The 22,551-nt window shown below is 51.5% G+C and carries 16 protein-coding genes; all 16 read right to left on the reverse strand.

Annotated elements, in window-relative coordinates; genetic code table 11:
• Positions 1-4: 4 nt before the first annotated feature.
• A complete protein-coding gene (locus PUT07_RS18870) occupies positions 5-1,996 on the reverse strand; it encodes an alpha/beta hydrolase family protein (RefSeq protein WP_274469906.1) in 1,992 nt (663 codons plus the stop codon).
• The gene (locus PUT07_RS18875; RefSeq protein WP_274469907.1) at positions 1,989-3,311 is read right to left on the reverse strand and encodes a Gfo/Idh/MocA family protein; all 1,323 of its coding nucleotides are present in this window, start codon (positions 3,309-3,311) and stop codon (positions 1,989-1,991) included. The genes PUT07_RS18870 and PUT07_RS18875 overlap by 8 nt, the downstream gene beginning before the upstream one ends.
• Positions 3,312-3,473: 162 nt before the next feature.
• A complete protein-coding gene (locus PUT07_RS18880) occupies positions 3,474-3,785 on the reverse strand; it encodes a hypothetical protein (protein WP_274469908.1) in 312 nt (103 codons plus the stop codon).
• Between the two features lie 358 nt (positions 3,786-4,143).
• Positions 4,144-7,455 (reverse strand): cell envelope integrity protein TolA, encoded by a 3,312-nt coding sequence (locus PUT07_RS18885; protein ID WP_274469909.1) that lies wholly within the window; start codon positions 7,453-7,455, stop codon positions 4,144-4,146.
• A gap of 306 nt (positions 7,456-7,761) precedes the next feature.
• On the reverse strand, positions 7,762-8,079 hold the full coding sequence (locus PUT07_RS18890; protein ID WP_274469910.1) for a MocE family 2Fe-2S type ferredoxin: 318 nt from the start codon (positions 8,077-8,079) through the stop codon (positions 7,762-7,764).
• Entirely contained in the window at positions 8,076-9,188 is a 1,113-nt protein-coding gene (locus PUT07_RS18895; RefSeq protein WP_274469911.1) for a fatty acid desaturase family protein, read from the reverse strand. The genes PUT07_RS18890 and PUT07_RS18895 overlap by 4 nt, the downstream gene beginning before the upstream one ends.
• Before the next feature lie 27 nt (positions 9,189-9,215).
• Complete coding sequence (locus PUT07_RS18900) at positions 9,216-10,118, reverse strand: sugar phosphate isomerase/epimerase family protein (RefSeq protein ID WP_274469912.1); 903 nt, start codon at positions 10,116-10,118, stop codon at positions 9,216-9,218.
• A 30-nt stretch (positions 10,119-10,148) separates the two neighbouring features.
• Positions 10,149-11,255: a Gfo/Idh/MocA family protein gene (locus PUT07_RS18905; protein ID WP_274469913.1), complete on the reverse strand. Its 1,107-nt coding sequence runs from the start codon at positions 11,253-11,255 to the stop codon at positions 10,149-10,151.
• 18 nt (positions 11,256-11,273) lie between these two features.
• Complete coding sequence (locus tag PUT07_RS18910) at positions 11,274-12,248, reverse strand: aldose 1-epimerase (RefSeq protein ID WP_274469914.1); 975 nt, start codon at positions 12,246-12,248, stop codon at positions 11,274-11,276.
• Between the two features lie 13 nt (positions 12,249-12,261).
• Positions 12,262-14,004: a hypothetical protein gene (locus tag PUT07_RS18915; protein WP_274469915.1), complete on the reverse strand. Its 1,743-nt coding sequence runs from the start codon at positions 14,002-14,004 to the stop codon at positions 12,262-12,264.
• 17 nt (positions 14,005-14,021) lie between these two features.
• The gene (locus tag PUT07_RS18920; protein ID WP_274469916.1) at positions 14,022-14,909 is read right to left on the reverse strand and encodes an ABC transporter ATP-binding protein; all 888 of its coding nucleotides are present in this window, start codon (positions 14,907-14,909) and stop codon (positions 14,022-14,024) included.
• 1 nt (position 14,910) lies between these two features.
• Positions 14,911-17,817, reverse strand: coding sequence for an ABC transporter permease (locus PUT07_RS18925; RefSeq protein WP_274469917.1), 2,907 nt, complete (start codon positions 17,815-17,817; stop codon positions 14,911-14,913).
• A 120-nt stretch (positions 17,818-17,937) separates the two neighbouring features.
• Entirely contained in the window at positions 17,938-18,966 is a 1,029-nt protein-coding gene (locus PUT07_RS18930) for an efflux RND transporter periplasmic adaptor subunit (RefSeq protein WP_274470883.1), read from the reverse strand.
• Positions 18,956-19,660, reverse strand: coding sequence for an ABC transporter ATP-binding protein (locus tag PUT07_RS18935; protein WP_274469918.1), 705 nt, complete (start codon positions 19,658-19,660; stop codon positions 18,956-18,958). The genes PUT07_RS18930 and PUT07_RS18935 overlap by 11 nt, the downstream gene beginning before the upstream one ends.
• Before the next feature lie 88 nt (positions 19,661-19,748).
• The gene (locus PUT07_RS18940; RefSeq protein ID WP_274469919.1) at positions 19,749-21,140 is read right to left on the reverse strand and encodes an S-layer homology domain-containing protein; all 1,392 of its coding nucleotides are present in this window, start codon (positions 21,138-21,140) and stop codon (positions 19,749-19,751) included.
• A 51-nt stretch (positions 21,141-21,191) separates the two neighbouring features.
• Positions 21,192-22,550, reverse strand: a complete 1,359-nt coding sequence (locus PUT07_RS18945; RefSeq protein WP_274469920.1) for an ABC transporter substrate-binding protein — start codon at positions 22,548-22,550, stop codon at positions 21,192-21,194.
• Position 22,551 lies beyond the last annotated feature (1 nt).

Genomic DNA, 22,551 nt, shown 5'->3' on the forward strand with positions numbered 1-22,551 from the left:
TCCTTTAGCTTGCTGAATCTTGCACAAGCGGCGTGGCATTGCCCAATCGTCCCTCTTGCAGGAGCCAACGGTCCGCGTCCGGGATATCGAAATAGCGGAGCATGCCCGGCATAATAAAGCTTAAGGAATCCGTTTCATCATAAAATGGTTCTCTGATCCACTCGCCGATACTGCTCATTCGGTCCGTTAAATTGACGTTTCTGACCCGATTGTCGAGAAGTGCCGCAAGCTCCGCATAAATGGCATACTTCCCGCTTCCGTAGAGCTCGATCTGATCCGGATCGACATTCTTTAGCGTCGTTGCCAGCTCCACCGCACGCAGGACATCGTAGGTGCGGACGGCCGCCATGCTGTCGCCAAGCCACATGAGCTCATCCGTATAACGGTCCATCATGCCGAAGCGCTTGAACGGCTTCTCTTCAGGATTATTAAGATAAGGCAAAAGCGATCCGATGCCCACGGGGTTCAGCACCATGGCGATGCGGCCGGCGGCACAAGTTTCCTCGATCCAATTGGCATGCGCGTCGGTCTGTTTGGTACCGCCGTCCCAGATGGCGATCGTAATCGGCAGCCTGCGGCCCGCGAGCTCCGACCGGAAGAACTGCAGCGCATTATTGAGCAGTCCCTTCTGGCTCCACCAGACCGTTCTAAGCGCCCACAGCTGCTCCACCTCTCCGCCCCCGGAAAGACGCGGATTCAGATCGCACGGCTTGCGTTTCGCATAGACAGCGTTTCGCAGCCAGGTCAGCGCCTGCCGTTTGTGCATATCCGCCGGCAGCGACTGGCGCGCTTTCTCCAGCACATTCAGACGGTCGACCGTTTCCGTGTGGATGCTTCGGGCATTCGGGCATTCCCCGATCACTTGACCGCTCTGCGTGCAGCGGAGCTGCTCGGCAGGCAGCAGTTGGATGGTTTCCTGCGACACCGTCACCTTACGGCCCAGCAGATGTTCAGAGAAGAACTCGGCAGCCGCCCGTGCCAGCGGAAGCGTGAAGCGGTGCGCATTCTCATCCTCGAAAATATCCAGGAGATGCCCCTTGCCGTGCATCTCCCAGAACCTGCGGTTAATGGCTACCGTATGGCGAGGCGCCTCGATCGGAACGGTATCGTAGGTGGTCGCGAGCACGCGTACCGGTCGCGGAGCCATGGCGAGCACGATATCCTCGTGGTCGAAGCCCAAGGCCGAGAAGCCGGGCCACTTCTGCTCGGCATCCTGCGCTTTGCCCGTGAGCAGGAAGTAAGGGCGGTTCATAATAAATCCGCCGGGTGCGGCGGCAGCGATGCGCTCGTCGTACATCATGAGCAGCGATGTTTGTGTACCGCCGCCGGAATGGCCGGTAACCCCGATCTTCGCCGGATCGACTTCCGGCCTCGTGCACAAGTAATCGATGGCGCGCACGCAATCATGCAGCATGTAGCGCGCGAAGCTGTCGCCAAGCGGCAGGCATTGCCGGCCGACGTTCTCATGCTCCGTCACGCTCGTCATCGGGGCTTGCCCCGTCTCCGGATCATAGAAGCCGAACCGCTCGCCTTGACCTAACGGATCCAGCGACATTACGATTAGACCGGCATGCACCAAGTAGTGGCATACCGTCTGATACTCGTCGCAATGCTTCGCCTGCTCGCGGTGCCCGCACAGGAGCAGCACGGCTCCGCGCGGTTCCGTGATCCCGTCCGGCACGTACAGATTAGCCGTGGCATACACGTGCGGTCTCGGCTCGAAGATGATTTTCTCCACGCTGAAACCGTTCCCTGCAACCTTGCCGGTCACACGCGGATGGAGAGGCGTATCTAAGGCCGGCATACCGCCAAGGCAGTTCACAATTTCCTGGCGGATCTTCTTTTGCCGCAAACTCAGATCGTTGACATTTTGAATAGCTTCACGGTCCTGCTCGCCTTTCTCGGCGGCACGCATGGCGGATTCGTAGATCCACCTCGGAAGTTGGCTTTTGACATCAAAGTTGGCTATTTGAACATTTTGGAAATTCTCAAACACGATGTGTTCCCCCTTTCGAAACTTCTGCTAGGTCCGGCTGAACCAGCAGATCGGCTAAGCGGACAGGTTGATTCGCAAGCGCCGATTTCCAGACGGCTTCACCGGTCAGTACGGCCAAGGCTCCGGCTTCGGCACCTGCCATAATGTCGTAAGGACGCAGCGGATCAGGTCCGAGGAACAAGTCCTCCAGAATAAGCGGATCGCCTCCGCCATGCCCACCTGTTTGCGGTACGACTTGAATCGTTTCTTTTCCCCCGAATAGCGGGAAATAGTCAATCGTTTGCTCCGGTACATGGAAGGCAGCCCGTCCGGACATAATCTCCTTCGTTTCGATTCGGCCTCTGGTACCGTTAATCGCGAGCCTATAGCCTTCGTACGGCAGCGAGAAATTCACCGAATAGCTGAGCATCGCGCCTTTGTCATACTTAACCACCGCTGAGTACGTGTCCTCGATATCAATCTCAGAGTCGAAAATGCATCCGTCAGGACGGTATCCCGTATAATTGGCAGGCTGAATATCCACGGCCGTCACATGGTCGTCCGGCGGTACAACCTCTTTGCTGCGGGAAGACCAGCGCATGAAGTACGTACATGACGGCTTGACTTTGCATGTGCCGCAATACCTGCCGTCTTCCTTCTCGGGATTAAGCTCGCCGTTCGGACCGAAATAGTTGAGCGCCCCATATGCAAACGCTTCCAATGGTTTCTGACCGATCCACCAATTGACTAGATCAAAGTGGTGCGTGCTTTTGTGTATGGACAGCCCGCCGGAGTTGCTGCGTTTGCGGTTCCATCTCTTGAAATAACTCGCTCCGTGATACGTATCGATATACCAATTCAAATCGACGGACGTCACCCTTCCTACCCGTCCTTCTAGAATCAGTTCCTTAATTTTCGTGTGAATCGGTGAATACCGATAATTGAAGGTTACATGCAGCGTGCCTCTGCTGTTGCGCTGGGCGTCCAGCACCCGCTTGCAGTCAGCTCCGCTCGTCACCATCGGCTTCTCCGAGATGACATCAAGATGATGCTCTAAGCCCCCCACAATATAGTCGGCATGGGTATAATCCACGCCTGCGACGATCACGGCGTCGGGCTGCGTCTCCCGGATCATCTGCTCGAACTGCTCCGGCGCGTACACCGGAGTGCCTGCCAGTGCAGGAAATTTCTTGAAACAATTGGCAAAACGGCTTGGATCTGCATCCAGTAGTCCGACGATTTCACAATGCTGTTTGAAGGTATCCAGCATAGGACGGATAAACATGCCGTTCGCCCTTGTGCTGACACCGCATATAACGTATCTTTTCTTAGCCACGTCGTTCCCCTCCTCGCTTCTACTGATAAGTATACAAAGTTGCGAATAGCAAACCAGTAGTGAAAACGACTGTCATTATAGGTCAATCCTGTCTGTGGCTACAGGAAAAAAAGAGAAAGCCCATGTTCGGACTTTCCCGCAAGCTGTTTAATATTTTCTATATTATTGGGCTGTTAAATTTTGGAGACCCAACTCGGCGCCACCAAATCCGATTCCGTCTGATGACAGCTCTAAGATGAATGAAACCGTGCCAGAATATCCGCTGACATCAATTTCACCAAGTCCTCCCCAATAATCGTCGTTTGATGTCACGCACTGACCATTTGCGGTACAAACAGCGGCATAATGCCAATAATTTCCCCTACCCCAGTGGGAATAAAGCACGTCAATTGAAAGTTTGCTGGCATTTGAAACATATGTAGTACCGTATACTGCTCCATAACAGCTGGAATTACTATTTAAACCACCGGACATATAAGTAACTCCGCTATAATCATTCAAAACCGAACTGTATTGGCTCGTATAACACGAACTGTCTGCATCATTAACAGTCCATTGAATAGGGTCCAATCGTGGTGTACCGCTTGCAAATGCTGATTGAACTGTGAAAAACAACGAGCACAAAACTAATATTATGCTTAAGATCCTCCTACGTTTCATCGAATACCCTCCATTTTAATTTTTTTATAGCTGGCCAACTATATGAAAATAATTACATTTTTCCCTTTGAAATAATAGGTAATTCCCTTGAATGTAGGTCTATTACGCAACCAATTGCTAGACCAGGAGAGAAAAATCCCTGCCGGAATCCGGCAGGGATAATTTTGGTTAATTATTCCGTATCGCTGAAGAAAACTTGAGTCTTCGCTTGCTGAGTACCTCCAACGAGGTAAATGGTAAATTGCTTAATATTATTCTTCGACTTATCGGAACCATTGCGTGTGTAAGATAATGTAAAATCTGGATTTACGGATACAACATCCTGTTTAGCCGGATCTAGTTCCGTATATACGATATCCCCAATGAACGCTTGAACGGAAAGCTGATCGTTGATGGAAGTAAACTGATCCTGATTATTTTCTTTTGGACAAGGTGATACGGAACCTGAACATTGGTTGGTAAACGTACCATAACCAGTCGTAACAACTTGAATCTGGCCCATCAGATTAGTCTCCCATAAGTAAACGCCATTCAGAGGATTCGCCGTCCCGCCTGCGCCTTTCAGCGTTTTCGAACTGTTTTTGATCTTCAGTTGATTCGGAACCATGGAGTCAACCCCTGAACCTAAGCTTTGGGTAAGCGACTTCACTCCGGTTGGCGTATCAAAGAATACCGTAAAGTTGAATTTGCCGCTATCCAGACCCATCAGTCTTCCGATGCCTTTTATTTCCTTATAGGCTACAGTCTTTGGATTATCGGAAGTAACAGCCCTAACTTTAACGGTAAGTCCGGTGTCCAAACCTAAGGAGTCCTTTGTTAAAACATTTACATCCTTAGCTAGAGCAGCATAGTTGTTGAACAAATACGTAGCATTCGTAACACTGTCCAGCTTGCCCGAATCGTACAGAATTCTTCCCACAGCTAGAAGATCGCCGGACTTAATATCAAGCGCATAGTTTAAGGTCGGATTCGTCGGATCATCCACATCGACGATAACAGAATCTGAACCAAGTCTTTCTTGAATTTGACCGTTCGTGTCCAAATGAACTAATGTTGCTGTCAGTTTGTAGCTGCCTTTTTGATTAGGAATAGGGCGCAAGGAGATCCCTTTACTACCATTTTTATCGAGTAGACTCGATATATTGGTTAATACAACCGGTGTTGCCTCGCTAAGAGCTGCGGGGCCGGATGTATATACAGCTGCTGTAACTCCGCTAATTCTTTCCAGCTTCATTTCCACTTTATAATCATTGCTGTTTGTATAATAATCAGCGTCGAATTGATCAAATACTTTGAATGCGGCTTTCGTTTTCCCCTCCGGTAAGGTATTAATCACCAAGATGGTCCCTGCAGAGTTGTTCTCATCCATCTTGATAGAACTTGGCTTACGAGCTGGTTGAATCATAATCGGATAAGAAACAGTTTGGTCAAGACCATTAATCCGAATATAAATCGTAGCCGGCCCTGGAGAAGTAACTTCTTTAATACGGATTGATCCAGTTGGATTTAACTTTACATTAACGCCATCGCGAGTAGCTGGGTTCCCTTCCAGAATAATACCTCCGGTTGCGTAAACGGTTATTTTGCCCGCCGATTCCAGCTCTGCAACTTCTTCTCCTTCTAACTCCCGATTGACCGAATCAATCACTTTTAAACTGACTTCTTTATTCAGATCTCCTTCCGTCAGCGGCTCCGTTACGGGTCCAATGACAATGGAATATGGAGATTTAGGCGCGATCACTTTCACTTTCTGTGACACTTGTTCACCGTTGAAAATGAAATTCACGTTGACTTCCTTGTCGCTGTCCAGATCCGGATACGGTGCCAATTGCAATTCCGGAAAGCCATCGTTGTTAAAGTCAACGAAATCGTTCGGAGCGTCTGTTCTAAACACGTTGCCTAGAGCGCCAGTAAAAGTTTTAAGCATTAATCTGTTAAGTATTGTTGAATCAACAATTGGCATATCATACTGGTCATAAGCCTTGAAGGTAAGATACGCTCTTCCTCCGGATTGAAAAACCGTCTGTCCAGCAGGAAGTATCAGATTTCTTTCCGTATCTCCTAAGTCAACTCTCTTCACCTGCGGCATGTCGCCGACCGTAAACGTTTTGCTGACGCTCAGATAACCGCTTCGCTCAAGTAGATTAACCGTAATGGGGCTGTTCGGCGTCAATTCACTCAGATCGAGGATAATGGTATTACTGTTCGCCAAAATGGTCGATGAGACACGCTTATTAGCTCCTACATAAATATTAAGGTTGCTCGCTGCTAATTTCATAGGCTCGCCATACTGGTTAACAGCTTTATATTCGATTAACGCTTTGGACCATGGGAGTATATCTCCTGCCGTTACGATTTCTACCTTCGCCGGACGTTCATTCTCCGGCATGAAAGTCATCGTGCCGTTTGCAACATCTACACCGCTCAGAATGACTTGATACTCAGCGAACTCAAAATTATCCGTCATTTCAAGCTCGGCAGTCGTATTGTCGTCAGACCAATTCGTGATCGGTTCAAGTTTAACCAGCTTGTTGTCGGAATCCAGAAACCCTGCGATCGTCACATTCAGCACAGCCTTATTCGTGTCGACGTCGCGATTCAGCCTTACCGACAATTTATTTTTGCCGATAACCTTCACTTCAGCAATCGATGCCTTCTCTGGCTTGGCCGTAGACGTATGAAGTCTATATGCTTCATAAGCGGCTAACGCTAACGATTGTCTAGTAACATTCGTTGTCCCTTCGAATTTCCCGCCTGTCAGATTGCCCATCAGCTTCTGCTGAAGTGCGTAAGCTACATAGCTTTTGTATTTATCATCGACAGTCGTATCCTTCGATGGCACAGCCTTCTTAGCCTTCTCGTCAAGGCCAAGCCCCTTGAGGAGCAGCATGGCGAGCTCTTGGCGGGTTACAACACCTTCCGGGTTGTACTTGTTGTCGGCAGTGTCGTATGTCAGTAATGCTGCCTTCAGCGCTTCGATGTAAGCGAGATTAGGATCACCCTGCTTCACATCGTTGAAGCTGGATGATTTTACTTTCGGATCCATCGTCAGCCCCATCGCCAGCACAGCTGCTTTCGACAGTTCGGCGCGTGTGATTGACGTGTTCGCTCCTAATTTGTCTGCTGCCTCGCTTTCGATCGCGCCCATTTTCAGCATGACGTTGATTTTCTTTTTATTGTCTTTGGAGAGTCCCTTTAGATCGCTTAGCAGATCAGCGAAATAAGTATCTGAAGTTACTGTCGGAGAGGCAGCAGGCTTCGATGCGGGTTTCTCGTCTGCTTTCTCATCAGCTTTCTCATCTGCTTTGTCCTCGGCCGGTTTCTCGGTTGCTTTCTCGTCCTCGGCTGATTTGGTTGAAGGCGCTGCCGATGCTTCCGCTTTCGTCTCCGTCGATGACGAAGCGGCTTCTTCTGCATAGGCAAGTGGAGTTAAGCTGGAGAACAGCAACATAAAGGATAAAACGAATGCAAGTTTTTTTCTCAATTCATGCACCTCCCTAAAAGATGTCAACCACAATAAAACGCTTACATTTTATGCAAGTACAGCTATTTCTCCAATCCGATCAGCCCCGCTCTCTTATATTCTTTTTCCTGCATGGACTAACTTTATTACAAAAAACCGAAAATTTTATAGGCTCTTTTGTGCAAGATTATAGGTTATTTTATTCATCGTTGCCCGCTTGTAAGATGGATACGAGGTTTTTGCGTCTTCAGTAATGCTCTCCTGTAAAAATGCCGGATCGGTGCTTCTGCGCTTTACAGCCCAGTCCCGCCGATCCGGCACCCTGTTTTACAACTGAATAAACACTTTCCCAGCTTCCACCTTCACCGGATACGTCTGCAAATCCACGCACGCAGGCACGCGCTTCGCCGCACCGGTAGGAATATCGAACCGCCCGTTATGCTTCGGGCACTCGATCTGCTTGCCCATGACTAAGCCATCGGACAGATGAAACTTACCATGCGTGCAGAAGCCGTCCGATGCATAATAGTCGCCTGCATCCGTGCGATAAATCGCATACGTGCGGTCGCTGTAGTCGAATCGGATCACATCCTCCACTTCCACTTCGTCCGCACCGCAAGCTTCAACCCATACGCCAACACTCATCCCAATTCGCTCCTCTCTCTGATTTCATGCACCGGTCCGTACCTATACGGGCGAGCCGTTGCAGGCAGCGGTTTCACCACAACATAGGAAGGGTCCAGCTTTTGCTTTTTTAACGCACCGACAACTTCTTTGAGCGCAGCCCACAGACTAGGTCTTGCCGCCGGACAATCCCCTTTCATTTCTTCATGCAGCTTAGGCAGCGCGTGATAAGGAACCATCGGAAACATATGATGCTCCGTATGATAGTTCATGTTCCAATACAGGAACCGAAAGACGGGATTCATATACACGGTGCGAGTGTTCAACCTGTGGTCAAGTACGTCCTCATAGAGTCCCAGATGCTGCGTAATACCGAACAGGAGAACAACGATACCCCCGTAAAAGGAGGGCAAGAACACAAACATAGCGGGCAGTATGCTTCCTGTGGACAGGCAGGCTGCAACAACAGCTAGAATAATGAGCATGTAAATCCGCGCTTCCAGGAACGCTTTCCGGTGCTGCGATTGAGGAATATATACAGATTCCTGTTCATCCAGTCTGCCGAATGTGTGCAGCAGGAAACGTTTAATTTCGATCGGTCCGCCATACAGATGGAAAATTTGCATAATCAGAATTTTCCAGACCGGCGGACGCTCTGTAATAATTTCCGGGTCGCGCCCGACGATAATCGTGTCCGTATGGTGGCGGGCATGACTCCAGCGCCACGGCGTCGCCGACCGCAGAACTAGGAAGGAGGCTATCTGGTAGACGACCTCGTTCATCCACGGTGTTTTGAAAGCCGTGCCGTGACCGCACTCGTGCCACCTGGAATCGCCTGGCGTCGCATAGAGAATGCCATAGGCCAGGAAGGCAGGAACGGCCCACCAGGTGCCCCAGGATAGGTAAGCCAAATAGCCTAGAACAATAAGTCCAACAAACCAGATCACCGTATCCCGGATTGCGGGACCGTCTTTACGCTTCATCAATTCTTTCATTCGCTGCCGAGGAATCGGACAAGTGTACCATTCCGCTTCCGCCAGTCCGCGGTCGATGGCCTTTTGATTCTCCGCGCCTGTGATGCTGTAATCCCTTTTTTCCCTTTGTTTCGTTGGTTCCATGCTGGCTGGCATGCCAAGCACCTCCTCTGCCCTTCACCTTTAACCGCCGACCCGCTTCAGCTTGTCGTCAAGGAATCGTTTCGCACGCGGGATATCCGCTTCATCCAGATGCTCGATAATAATCGGGATATTCGGATGCAGCTTGGATAGCTTCTGCAAATAAAGCTCATAATTGAGAATTCCGAGACCTGGCGCAGGCAGCTCGACAGCTCCCGCCCCACGGAACGTATGCGACTCGACGGCATCGATGTCGGCATGCTTCTCCGACAAGTCTTCCGCAGGCTTGCAATCCTTGGCATGGGCAATTTTTATTTTATCGCCGAGCGTGTTGAAGATGCGGTTCAGCGTTTCATCGACGTGACCGATGTTGCTGTCCGTGAAGTAATTGGTCGGATCCATGAGCAGCCCGAGTCCCGGATGGTTCACATCGGAAAATAACCGGGTCAGTGCGTCAACAGAGCCAATCACATTATTGACGTAGTTCTCCACAAGGAACACCGAACCATGGTCATAGGCGAATTTAGCTAAGTCCTCAATTTGCTTGCAAATCAGCTCGTAAGCTTCCTCCGTGCCGTTCTTAGGATCCCATACCCAGTCGCTCTCCGTGTTGAAAGTCCCCGTCTCGCTGATGACGTAAGGACTTCCCAAGTCGCGGGCGAATTTCAATAACGTTTGCAAACCGAACAGATTCTGCTCCCGCTTCTTCGGGTCGGGGTGAATAATATTCGTATAACCGGAAATACAGACGATCGGCAAGTTGGCTTCACGGAAGGCATCGCGAATAATGTGGCATTTCTCTTTAGTAAGCGACTCGAAGGCAAGGTCCATTCCTTTGAACGATAGATCCAGCTGCACACAGGAAAAGCCATCCCTTTTGATGCGGGAGATGGATTCCTCCAGGGAATACGGATAATACCCATTGAAAATACCGACTGAGATCATAAGACATTTCCTCCTCGAGATTCTAATTTTTTATAGAAATGAATGGCTGACTTCAGAAAATAATACGGTCCGGCCTTCCTCAATGGACTTATAGCAGGCGTCCACCGCCGCCATCGTTCTTAGATTGTCCCTGCCGCTGATTTCCGGCTCGCTATCAGTCTCAACCGCCCGCAGCAGCTGCGCCATCGTGCCTTGGAACGCATCCGGGAACCAGACCTCATCCCAAGTCGGCCGCAACCACTCGTTCGGAGCCTGTTTGGTCGTGAATGCCAACGTGCTGGGTGATCTCTCCGGATAGAGCGGCCAGCCGATCGTTCCCTGCGCCATGCCTTCAAGTCCTTCTACGCGCCATTTGATGTATATATCTTTCTCTGCTCCTTCGCCCGGCCATGCCCAGACGTCATCGAGACTCGTCGCCATCAGCTCGTTCGCATACTGGAACGTATACTGGGTAATGCCGTCCAGATGCGGGAATTTCGTACGTGGATCCTTACGGGTAACAGCGGTAACCTTGTGAGGATCGCCAAACAAATAACGGAACACATCGACATGATGAATGCCCATATTCAAAATCTCAAGCCGCTCATATTTATGCAGGAAGTCCTGCCAATGCGGGATGGCCCGCATTTCTATGGTCGCCAGCACCGGCTGCCCGAGATAACTCCGGTCCAGAATCGCCTTCAACGCACGCATCGACTGATCAAAGCGCATATTGGAATTGACGGCTAGCTTGATGCCCGCTTGCTCGCATAGCTCGACAATTTCGCGGGCTTCGCGGGAATTCATAGCCAGCGGCTTCTGGCATAGTATCCCCTTGATATGCTTCATCTTCACGGCAAGACGCACGACTTCGAGCTGCCGGTCCGGAGGAAAAGCGATGTCCAGAATTTCAATGTCCGGAGCCTGAACGAGCTCCTCCCACGTTCTGTACACTGTTGCAATGCCGCGCAAATCGGCTGCCGCCTTAGCGTTCTCGTAAGTCCGCGAAGCGATCGCCACCGGGTGAAAGCCTGCATCGCGATAGGCCACGAGATGGCAGTCGCGCATGATGAACCCGGAACCGATGCAGCCAATGCGGAAATCTTTCCTTGCCGGCATTTCCGGCTTGATAGGCAAGTTCAAATCGATGTTACTCATCCGTTATTCCTCCTCACATTATTCGATCCACAAACGATTGGCGAACCGGATCTGTTCACCGGCCCGTATCCCCCGCGCTCCTGTCTGTTCGTGTTCGTAAGGGAGATTGAATGCATCCGTTACATACGTGTAAGGCTCCAGCGAATACGCCTCTGCCCAATCCGGACGAAACAGGACAACATAAGGGAAAAGAGGATCCAATTGATAAGCGATTGTACGGCCTCTGTCTTTCATTTCAATACGGCACGTGCGGTCCAGCGCTTGATCAAGCGTGACCAAGGAACAACCTAGCTGCGGATAGTCCTCCAACGTGATGCCCTCGCTCAGCCTACGGCTGAACGCAGTTGCTTCCGGCAGCCCAGTTACGAAAGCTTGATTCGTTACAGGCCATTCCTCAGCCGCAGGCAGGCGAAGAACCATGCTCTCGCCGAAGGGCAGAGCGAAATAGGGATGCAGCCCGAAGGCGAACGGCGCCTCCTCCATGCCTTCATTCTCGATGACACCCTCCTGGTACAGTCTTCCTTCCTTGACCCGGTATGTCATCGTGAACGTCAGCAAATGGGGGAAATAAGCCATAATTTCCGGATGTTCCGCCAAGCGGAACCGGCTGGTCACCCAAGCCCCCTCCTCCTGCGACGCGCCATACCCCGACACCGTCCATGTTTTGGAGCATAATTCACCGTGTAAATGGTGGTCTGGCGGTTCGTTGAGCGGCAGTTTGTATTCACGGCCCTTGAAGGTAAAACGTCCTTGCCGCACCCGGTTAGGCGGAAACAGGATCGGCGTCCCGTATTTGAAAGCGGCGTCCGTGTCTTGATGAAATGCATGCAAGCTGGCAGGCGGCAGAATGATCTCCTGACCGCCGCACACGAATCGAAAGAGATTGCAGCCGATTGCCGGGATCAGCTCCGCGGTGGATTGGCTGTCGTCGTCGGTCAACTGAATGACCGAGAAGCCTTCCTTAATTACGGAGCCTGCCCAATAGTTGCTCATATGCGTCCTCCTCCTACCACACCATTTCCTCTTCCAGTCTGCGGTACTGGACGTTCCGAAGCGGCGCTTGCTCATAGATCTTGCGGTTGTTATAGAACGGGTGGTGCGTGCCTTCCGGGCTCAGATGAATAACATCGTCACCGCGCCAGCGGGTAATGAAATCCTGCCCGACCGCCTTCTCGATCGTTTGACGCTCGCTAAGCGGGAAGGTAATGGTAATCTTCTCCCCTTCTTGGACTTGCCCCAGCAGAAGGAAGCGCTGATTCACCCACATGCTCGGATCGCCGCCGGACTGTGTTCGTACGGCATCTCCTTGCTCCCGGTGCACGGCGACCTTCGCATAGCCGGCCCACTCCGGAATGCGTACTTGCAGTCTGGGCAGACTGCGGTGAATGTTCAGCTCGACCCGGCCTTCATGCGGCAGGAAGCTGTTAACGTCCAGCAAGCGGGAACCGCGATTCAGCAGGAAGTTCACGCTGACGGTTTCGTTATGCTGTGTAATCGTATTGCTCCAGCCCATGAACAGTCCCCGTGTTCCCGAACCGATGCAGCATGTCTGCAGGTCGTTGGTATGTCCCCGGCCTCCGCTCACATTGCAGCAGAAATCGTTGGGAGCGGAATAACCAGCGAAGGCACCGCGTGCGCGTTCCGCCACGTTATAGTAGGATTTCATACCGACATCGTCATTCGATTTATCCGCCGCGTCCGTCACCCAATCCAGGTTCAGCAGCTGCGATTCCGTCAAATGATTGCGCAGGAAGCGCTCGACGACGCCCCAGTATTCCACGTAGCCGCTGCGGGCGAGCGTAATTCCTGTAGAAATGAGGTCGACAAGCGAGCAAGTTTCATGTTCGAAGGCTTGCTCATGCATATCCCCCGGCGTCCAGCCGAAGCTCGTGCAGCGTGTCAGCGCCCAATCGTAGCTCTTCTTCACGAAATGGATGATGGAGGCGTCCTGGGTATGCCACGCAAAACGGGCTAGCGCGTCCAGCGTGCCGATGCGCGTATGGAAATGCCCGCTGCGGAATGCCAGTGCATCGTTGAAGCTGCCGTCCGGGTTGAACACGCCGCTGCGATGAATGATGAGCGCGCTGAAGAATTGGCACAGCTCGAACGCATCCGTATTCCCCGTCAGCTCGTAATATTTCAGCAGCGGCATGACCAAGCGTCCGCAGAATGCAGCCGGGTCCGGGGCCAGCCGGAGCTGGACCGCATTCGTGGACGGCCAGCCGCCGTCTTTATATTCGGATGCCGGATAGTACCATACGTCCTTCTCCTTCACGGCGATCCGCTTGAGCGCTGCCACGTGTTTATCCGCAACATGCTTGATCTTGCGGTCGCCAGTCGACATGTACCAGGACGTTAGCGCCAAAATAACGGCCCGCTGGTCGATCATGTTGGCGTTGGTTTCCCAAGGCGCTTTCGGATTCAGCTGCCGGTAGCTGAGCCCGTCTTCCTTGAAAAAGCTTAGGAAATTAGTTCTGTAATGCTCTTCAATGTCGCGCCCGCGCTCGTCGCCGGACATGTGGCGGGCCAAAATGAAGGCGTCGATCAGCCGTCCGTGGCTGGAGCCGTAATCCCAATCTCCATGCGTCAAGAACGCTGGCTTCTCCATTAAATTCGCGGCAAAAAAAGGAACATGCCCGAAATCTTCATCGGCCATCCCGATAATGGCGCTAAGCACGTGGCCTGCCCGTTCCTCCAGCAGGAGAGTATCCGGAATTTGCGTTGTAAGCTTGCTAAGCTGGCTAATCATTGACATTTGCTCCTTCGCTATACTTTGATTGGAGGTACAAGCACAATTTTGCCGTCCTCCACCGTTACCTTCACTTTATTAGCTTCCTTCATACCAATGGATTCCAAATAGCTCGCCGGGATTTGCAGCCGTCCCGCTTGGTCCAGCACCGCATATTCAATATGCGATTCTTCCTCCTGCATATCTTCGATGCCCTGCTCCAGGTCGAGGAGTTCCTGCTCATATGACTTGCGTCTCACAATTTCCGAAGACGTCTTCCCGTCCCGGATGGCGACGACGCGGTCCACTTTCTTGGCCAGTGCAGGATCGTGGGTTACAATGACGATCGTGATCCCAAGATCTCTGCACAGCTGGCGGAACAAGTCCAGGATCTGGTTTGCCATGTTCGTATCCACCGAACCGGTCGGTTCATCCGCCAGCAGCAGCTTGGGATGATTCGCCAGCGCAATGGCAATCGCCACACGCTGCTGTTCCCCCCCGGACAGCTGATTCAGCTTGTTGTTTCTCCGGTGGCTGAGCCCGACGGCTTCGAGCAGCTCGAGCGCACGTTCCCGCTTCCTTTTGCCCCGCAGCAGGATCGGCAGCTCCACATTTTCTTGTGCCGTTAAATACGGAATCAGGTTACGCGCGTTGTTCTGCCAGACGAAGCCGACCGATTCGCGTTTGTACTTAACGAGATCTTTCTCCTTCATATTCAGCAAATCTTTGCCGTCGACCGTCAACCGGCCTGCCGACGGACGGTCAAGTCCGCCGAGCATGTTAAGCAGCGTCGATTTGCCGCTCCCGCTGTTGCCGATGATCGCCATCAGCTCGCCGGCCTCTACATGCAGGTCCAGCCCCTGTAAGGCGACTACTTCCAAATCGGCGATTTTGTAAATTTTCACCAAGTTTTCGCAATGTATCATCCTAATCCTCCCCAAGCTTAACTGCCTGATGAATCCGGATTCGCGAAACGATATGTCCCAGCACCGCAAGACCGCATGCAATCATCACGGTGACGATGCCATACAGACGCTCGGTGTCGCGCGGATCGAACGTAACTTGAAACGGCGGCACTTGCGTTCCCGGATCGAACGATAATTCGAAGAGCGGAACGAACAAATGGCTGGCCAAGTTCCCCGTCATAATGCCGATGAAGATCGCGGCACCCGATACCATCACCTGTTCGCCAACCAGCATGACGATAAGCTGCCCGACGGATACGCCCATCGCCCGGAATATCCCGTACTGCAGCGTTCTCGCGGATAACGAGAGCACCCAGTACAAGAGAAATCCGAAAAAGCAGACGACAACCGAAATGATAAAGCCCAAAGTCATGACGCCGTTAATCGCCAGTTGAAAAGGATCCTTGATCGCCTTGATCTGCTCCTGTTTCGCATCGATGACGGCTTCGATCTCATAGCCGTGGTTGCTGACAGCTTCATATACGCTATGACTGCCCGCCTCCGGGGTCAGTTTCATCCATACTTCATAAGGCTCAAGCGCAATATTGTTCTGGATATAAGCCAGGTGCCCGACGATCAGCATCGGCTTCTTCACCTTGGTCGTCGTTCCCGACTTCGTCGTCACCGATACCGTATCTCCCGGTCCCGGATTCGGATTCCAGGACGGCCAGTAATCGATGATGCCGAATACCGTGAACGAAGCCGGCTCGACATTGGACCAACCGGCCGTTATCGTATCTCCTACCTTAACGCCGTATTCATCTGCGATCGATCTGGAGATCAGGATGGCCGAAGGGTTCTTGGCGATCAAGTTCAAATACTCATTGATATGATGATCGAGCAAATTGTCCCTCAGCCACGCCGTTTCTCCGAAATCCTTGGTATCGATGCCCATCAGCTGGACAGTGGCGCTCGTCTTGCCTTTGTTAAAAGAGGCATCCTTGCGAGTGAACACCTTGGCTGCATGCTCGACACCCGGGAATTGGGTGAAGGGCAGGAAGGACGGTTCACTGTATTGAACCCTCGGCGGGGCGGCGGCCGGCGTATCCGTTTCCTCCGTTTCCTCCTCTTCCTCGGATCCTTCGGCGCCGAATAGAATCGCAGGCGGCGCATCGTTCTCCCAATGAATTTGCATGACGATATCGGCACCTGAGGCATAATGGATTTTATCCGTCGTATTCTGATTGATCGTACGTGTGGCGCTGGCGCTGAAGAGCCCGGTAGCGATCGTGATGATCAGGAAGACCATGATGAACTGGTACTGAATAATCGAACGGCTCACCTGAATTAACGTGGAGTACACGGTTGGCGGCCACCATTTCTGCCCTGCCCGGTACAGCAGCTTCATGAACAAGGGATACAGCCGCAGCACGAGCAACCCGAGCCCGAGGATGAACATCGCCGGAATGAGGAACAACAGCGGGTCTACGCGCAAATCCGCCGATTTCAAGCCGAGCGAAAGAATATCCTTGACTCTTGTCTTATAGTTTTGCAAGCCGTACAGTGCAATGCCGATAATGGCGATATCGAGATAAAATTTATGCCAGAAGGACAGCTTCTGCAGTCTCGCCGACTGCTGCTTGTGGCCTACGATTGTTACGCGCGTTGCAAGGATGACGGGAATCAGCGTCATGACCAGCGAGGCTGCAATCGCGGTCAGCGCATACAGATAAGCATCTTCGCTGAGCTTGGTTTCCAGCTTGGCGCGCTGTACGAATTCCAGAAATCCGCTTGAGGCGCCTAACAATTTGGTTAGTGTGGCCCCAAGGTACGGTCCGACCGCCAAGGCAATTCCCCCGAGCACCAACCCTTCGACCGCATAGCTTAAAACGATTTGCAGACGGCTGGCTCCCCGGCTGCGCAGCACGGCGATTTCCGTCTTCTGCCGCTCTGTGATCAAGTTAGCTACCATGAACAAGTAGAAAGCGAGCATCAGCATGACGGGCACATTGAGCGACCAGAGCATTTTCCGCAAATTCGACTCTTTTACGTAATAGTTGCTAAGCGTTTGCAACGCCGGTACGTTCTTATTGTGAGATTCATAATGGGCATCCATGAACGTGCCGATGGCATAGTCGTTATACAGAAACTCGTCGGCCGAGGCCAGTGTCAACAGCTTATAATCGAGCGCCAAATACCAATAACTCGATTGCACGTTCAACTTGCCGCCTTCGGTGAAATCCTTCTCGAACAACTGAAAATCGATCAGGAAGCTGTTCTTGTAGCTGCTCGTATTGTTGTACCAATAAATGTCGGAGTAATCCTTGCGGTCGAACACGCCGACGGGTTTGATCGACACGGGCTGCGGCAAGCTGGCGTCATTGATGACGAACACCGTATTCAGCACCATGCCGAGTTCGGTAAGCGCCTCCGGCGCAACAAGCGCTTCATAGACGCCTTCCACCGCTTCTTTCGCCGGAAGGCGCCCATCCACGAGACGCATGTGGCTTTCCATCCCGTCGATCGCCGATATATCCGCCGATCTTTGGATATGAGTATCGATTCTGTCAGGCTCTGCCGGCACCAGATTGTACCGCTGAGTCGCTCTCTCGCTGACAAAGTTTTGGGCGGGAATGCCGAACCTGTTCTGCCGTTCCTTCAGATATTGTTCCGTCTCCTTGATGTTAACAGGCTTCGTCTGTTTGTCCTGCTCGCCCAATGCAGCCGATATCCAGAAAATCCCCGGATATTGATTGCTGTTCAACTGCAGCTGCTGCATCTCCTGGATCAACATTCTTTGCAAAATGGCACTCGTATAAATCGGCATGCTGCTCGCCAAAGCGACGGACAGCACGAGTCCGAACAACAGGCTAAGCTCAAGCCATTTATTATTGATCATTTTGCGCAAGATCATGATAAATAACGCCAATGTCTTAGCCTCCTAATTGATAGTATGGGGCCCCCGCAAAGTAATCGGAATCATCTCCGGAGCTTGGCGTCACTTTGTGGGGCTACATAGGGATCTTTGGGCGGAGCCCATAGTCTCTCGTTAATTGTTCAGAATAATTTGCTGTCCTTCACTTAGGCCTTTCCGTATTTCCACTTCCGTCGCTGCGACGATCCCCTTCTCGACATCCACCTCTTTGCGGCTCTCGCCATCCAGCACCTGCACATAATCGCGCCCCATGTAGTTGCGCAGACCCGCTCTCGGAATGATGATCACGTCATCCCGTTTCTGGGTGACGATGGTAATGTCGGCTTGGGCGCCGATCGTAACGCCCTCCGGCAAAGTATCCACTTGTATGAATATCGCTTTGGCGTTCTTGTCCTGGATCGCCTTATTGCTGTTCGGCGGTGCGGACAGAGGCGTTTGCACGACTTTCCCGGTAAAAGACTTATCCTTGATTTTGATGGCTACATCCATCCCGACTTCGACCCCGCCGAGATCGTTCTGGCTGGCTGCCGTATAGACCAGCTTCATCTGCTTCGGATCGGACAGCGTGATCAGCTGTTTATAAGCCGCCACTTGATCGCCGGGCTGAATCGTATCGATGAACGTAACAATCCCGTTAATCGTCGACGTCAGCCGCGAATTTTGCAGCTGGTCCTGCAGCGCTTTCAATTGAAGCTGGGCGCTTTCCATATCCAACAGCTTCAACCGGATATCGGGATCATCGGCATCCTTCTCGGCCATGGCCTGCTGCAGCGTTATTTTAAGCTTCTCGATGGAAATTTGCTGAAGCTTGATTTTCATATCCAGGTCGCTCGTTTCCGTCGTAGCCAGCACATCGCCGGCTTTCACCAGATCGCCTAATTTCACATTGATTTGTCTTAGACGCGCGCCAGATTCCGAGTAGAACAAATAATCCATTTTGTCCGAAGCAAAGGTGGCCACACCGGTAATTTGCTGCGAAATATTGCCGCGTTTCACGGCGTACAAACTCAATGTCTCCTTGGCAGGCTCGACAAGCGGCGGTTTCAGTTCCTCTTCCTCGACCGGCAGCAGCGAGCACCCGCTCAGCATCCAGGCCATGCAGCATGCGCCGATCATCGGCATTAAGATTCGCTTAAGTCGCATCGACAATTTGTCCATCCTCCAATGCATAAACATGATCGGCATAGCTCATAATGGCCGGATCATGCGTTGTAAGAATTATCGTCATCCCCTCGTTATGTACGAGATCCCTGAACACTCGCATCACCTGCGCTCCCATCTTGCTGTCCAGCTCCGCTGTCGGCTCATCGGCCAGAATCAGCGCGGGCTTGTGGGCAATCGCGCGGGCAATCGCCACACGCTGCTGCTCGCCTCCCGACATTTCAAACGGTCTGTGCTTCATCCTCGCCTTCAGGCCCACATACTCCAATGCACTTTCGGCATACGACTTGAAATGAGCGGATTTGATGCCGGCTATGCGCAAGCCGAATTCCACATTCTCGTAAGCCGTCATCAATGGAACGAGACCGAACGATTGGAAAATAAGCCCCATGTCTTTCCGTCTTACAGCGTTGCGCCTCTTTTCCGAAAACGAGCTGATCTCGTCGCCGTTGAAGAACACATGTCCCTCCGTCGGCCGATCCAGCGCTCCTAGAATGTTAATCAAAGTCGTTTTCCCGGACCCCGATCGTCCTCTCAGTGCAATGAGCCGCTTGGCCGGTATGCTGAAGCTAGCTCCGCGCAGCGCGTGAACGGCGGAGGAGCCCCGTCCGAACACTCTTGTCACACCATCCGCCTGAATAAGGGGCAGGGTACCGGGTTGTTGCTGTGCATGCATGGCAGTTCACGCTCCTGTGTCGGCAATTTACGGTTAGTCAAAGAACTCCAGTTCGCAAACTGGAGTTCCATTTGTAGTTCCAAAGGCATTAGCCGTTTTGCAGTGTGAACAAAACAAGATTATCGAGCAGCTTCCAAGTGTCAGATGTTGCGTTCTCATAATTGCCTGCGAAGGAGAAGAACGATAGGCGCGCTTTCACTTCATAGCCATTATCTGCGTGCGTACCTTTGTTGTAATAGAAGATCGTTGCTAATTTGGGTTTGCCAGGGATCGTTGCTACGATCGTTGCTTCCTTACCTGGAATTCCGTAAGCAATTGCGGTTTTCGGATCTGTTTTCAACAGCAGGTCCACATCTCCGGAAAGTCCAGCCGCTGCTTTGTCTTTCGGCTCAACAATTGTCGTTGATTTGATGTTGTATTCGTTCGTGCTTTCCTCTTGGGAAGAAAGGCCGAGATAGTACATGCCATGGTTTTTCAAGTAAACCGTTGGAATCGCGACATCTTTCAGCATGCCGGAACGTAAATATTTGGAGTTTAGCGTGTTGCTGACGAATAGCAAATCATAGCCTTCTGTTTTCTCAACCGTCAATTTATCACAGTTGATCCACGTTACTTTGAAGCCAAGATCCTTCAGACGCTTAATAATTTCTTCATCATCTGGAGTATCTTTCAACTGTGACATTTGGGAGCTTTGACGCGTTACGAAAAGAAGCTTCTTGCCTTCAGCGGAAATTTCGCCTGCAGGCGCTGTTGGTTCTTTGCCAGGGTCTGGCTCTGTAGCGGGTACTTCAGGCGTTACGGGCTCGTTGCCAGCGAGGATTTCCTTCGCCGCATAGCTTGCCAGTGCCAGCATTTTGCGGGTAGCGGAAGCTTTCCCGTTGAATTTGCCCTTGGACACATTGGTCAGCAAGTTTTTCTCAAGCGCTACGGCCACATAGCCTTTCGCCCAATCGTCTACTGAAGAGTCGGCAACAGGCTCAGCCGCTGTGGCTTCATCTTCCAGACCAAGTCCACGGATAAGGAATGCCGCCAATTCTTGGCGGGAAACATCTCCAGCCGGTTTGTAGGTTTTGCCTTCGGCATCATAGCCGTTCGTCAAACCTGCGGCTTTCAACGCTTCGATGTAAGGAAGTGCATAAGAGTTAGCCGCATCATCGATGCTCACATCGGAGAAAGAAGAGGTCGTCAGCGATGCGTCTGTTTCCAAGTTGAAAATGATAGCAGCTACTTTCGCAAACTGTGCGCGGTTCATGCGTGCATCCAGCCCGAACGTATCTTCCGTCAACCCGTTGAAAACACCGTCTTCAATAAGGGCTGCGAACTTATCCTTTTCTTCTTGCGGCAAATTTTTCAAATCTTTGAAATCGTCGACGCTTTTGACGGCTGCCGCCGGCTCATCCGCTTCTGCTGCCCAGGCAAACGGCAATACCGTTAAGGACAAGATGAGGATGGATAGGAGCGAGAATACAAATTTCTTCACCTGAATCACCTTCCTAAGTTAGAGTTGGCCAAACATATAGTAGATTGCTTACTACTTGTTGGAAGTTGCTGCTTGATCGATCGTGGATTTAGCGGCCTTCACCGTTTCAATCGACTTCGTGGCCGCTTCCTGCACCATGCGCAGTGCGGTCACCGAGTCCTTGGATTCCTTGAAAATTAACGGCTGGAAGACCCCTTGAACGGGAACGTCGTACCATACCAAGCCTTGATTACGGGCTCCCGGCGGCATCGCATTTTGACTGGCAAAGATCGAAGCCACATTCTTGCCCTGTACTTGCGGCAAGTTTTTCCCGAAGGCAGCCTTCACCGCATCCGTTTGCAGCGGACCGATAACGCCTTCCTTGGCAAGCTCGATCTGATGTTCTTCGGAGAGAAGCGCGTCCATGACCTGGAACGCCAAATCCTTTTTCTTCGACTGCTTCGTAATGTACATGGAGTACAAGTTCGGCTGATACTTCGTGTTCGGAGCATCGCTTAACGAAGGTACGGATGCAATGTCAAAGTTTAGATTCTTGTTCTCCTCATAAAACTTGACCAGATGGTCGCTCACCGTAGCTACCGCCATGGCGATACTCGGCTTCGAAGCGAACGTTTCCACCGTATCGAATTGATTGGCCGGGATTTCATAGAATCTTCTCATATTGTCAACGAGCTTCTTCCAACCAGGGTCGCTCATATCGCCTTTATCCTCGGTTTTGCTCAGAGGAGACAGCGACAGCTGATTGAAGTTCAAATAATGGCCGGGATTTTGCGAGAAGCCTTTATACGTAATATCTCCTTCTACGCGCGTCAGCTTCTTGGCCATTTCGTAAATCTCATCGTACGTCATGCCGTCCTTCGGATAATCGACTCCGAACTTATCGAAAATATCTTTGTTATAGAACAAAGCAAAATCGTTATTGAAGAAAGGCAGCCCGTATATTTTCCCTTCCGGCGTCAAATTTTTCATTTGCGCCATGAAGGCCGGGTTCAATTTGCTCGTGTCGAAGTTATACTTCTTGATCAGCTCGCTAATATCGTATTGCAGATCGTTATCAATCAAATAGCGCTGAACATTCATTCTGGTATCGTCCATGATGATGTCCGGAATCGTACCGGCTGCGATCAAGTCTTTATACTGCCTGCCGGGATTGTCCCAGTGAACATGCTTAATGGTAATATTGGGAAATTTCTTTTTGATATAGTCGCCAATTTGCTTTTGGAAAATTTCCTCTTTGACGTAATACGCCGGCCATACGGTATAAATGAACAATTCGTTCTCAGGTGACGATTGTGCTTGCGGCGAATTAGGAGCACCTGTGCCGCTTGGACTCGGAGCGGCCTCGTCAGTGCATCCCGCCGCCAAAGTCAGCGTAAGGGCAAGCGCGAAGCTCGCTTTTAACATCTTCATT

The organism is Paenibacillus sp. MAHUQ-63 (assembly GCF_028765165.1).
Taxonomy (GTDB): Bacteria; Bacillota; Bacilli; order Paenibacillales; family NBRC-103111; genus Paenibacillus_E.

What these genes read in the sequence shown, in the direction of transcription:
- PUT07_RS18890 (WP_274469910.1), bottom strand. Translation starts at nt 8,079, where the DNA reads ATGAGTGTTGGCGTATGGGTTGAAGCTTGCGGTGCGGACGAAGTGGAA.
- PUT07_RS18910 (WP_274469914.1), bottom strand. Translation starts at nt 12,248, where the DNA reads ATGAGCAACTATTGGGCAGGCTCCGTAATTAAGGAAGGCTTCTCGGTC.
- PUT07_RS18880 (WP_274469908.1), bottom strand. Translation starts at nt 3,785, where the DNA reads ATGTCCGGTGGTTTAAATAGTAATTCCAGCTGTTATGGAGCAGTATAC.
- PUT07_RS18895 (WP_274469911.1), bottom strand. Translation starts at nt 9,188, where the DNA reads ATGCCAGCCAGCATGGAACCAACGAAACAAAGGGAAAAAAGGGATTAC.
- PUT07_RS18935 (WP_274469918.1), bottom strand. Translation starts at nt 19,660, where the DNA reads ATGCATGCACAGCAACAACCCGGTACCCTGCCCCTTATTCAGGCGGAT.
- PUT07_RS18920 (WP_274469916.1), bottom strand. Translation starts at nt 14,909, where the DNA reads ATGATACATTGCGAAAACTTGGTGAAAATTTACAAAATCGCCGATTTG.
- PUT07_RS18900 (WP_274469912.1), bottom strand. Translation starts at nt 10,118, where the DNA reads ATGATCTCAGTCGGTATTTTCAATGGGTATTATCCGTATTCCCTGGAG.
- PUT07_RS18915 (WP_274469915.1), bottom strand. Translation starts at nt 14,004, where the DNA reads ATGATTAGCCAGCTTAGCAAGCTTACAACGCAAATTCCGGATACTCTC.
- PUT07_RS18930 (WP_274470883.1), bottom strand. Translation starts at nt 18,966, where the DNA reads ATGCGACTTAAGCGAATCTTAATGCCGATGATCGGCGCATGCTGCATG.
- PUT07_RS18945 (WP_274469920.1), bottom strand. Translation starts at nt 22,550, where the DNA reads ATGAAGATGTTAAAAGCGAGCTTCGCGCTTGCCCTTACGCTGACTTTG.
- PUT07_RS18905 (WP_274469913.1), bottom strand. Translation starts at nt 11,255, where the DNA reads ATGAGTAACATCGATTTGAACTTGCCTATCAAGCCGGAAATGCCGGCA.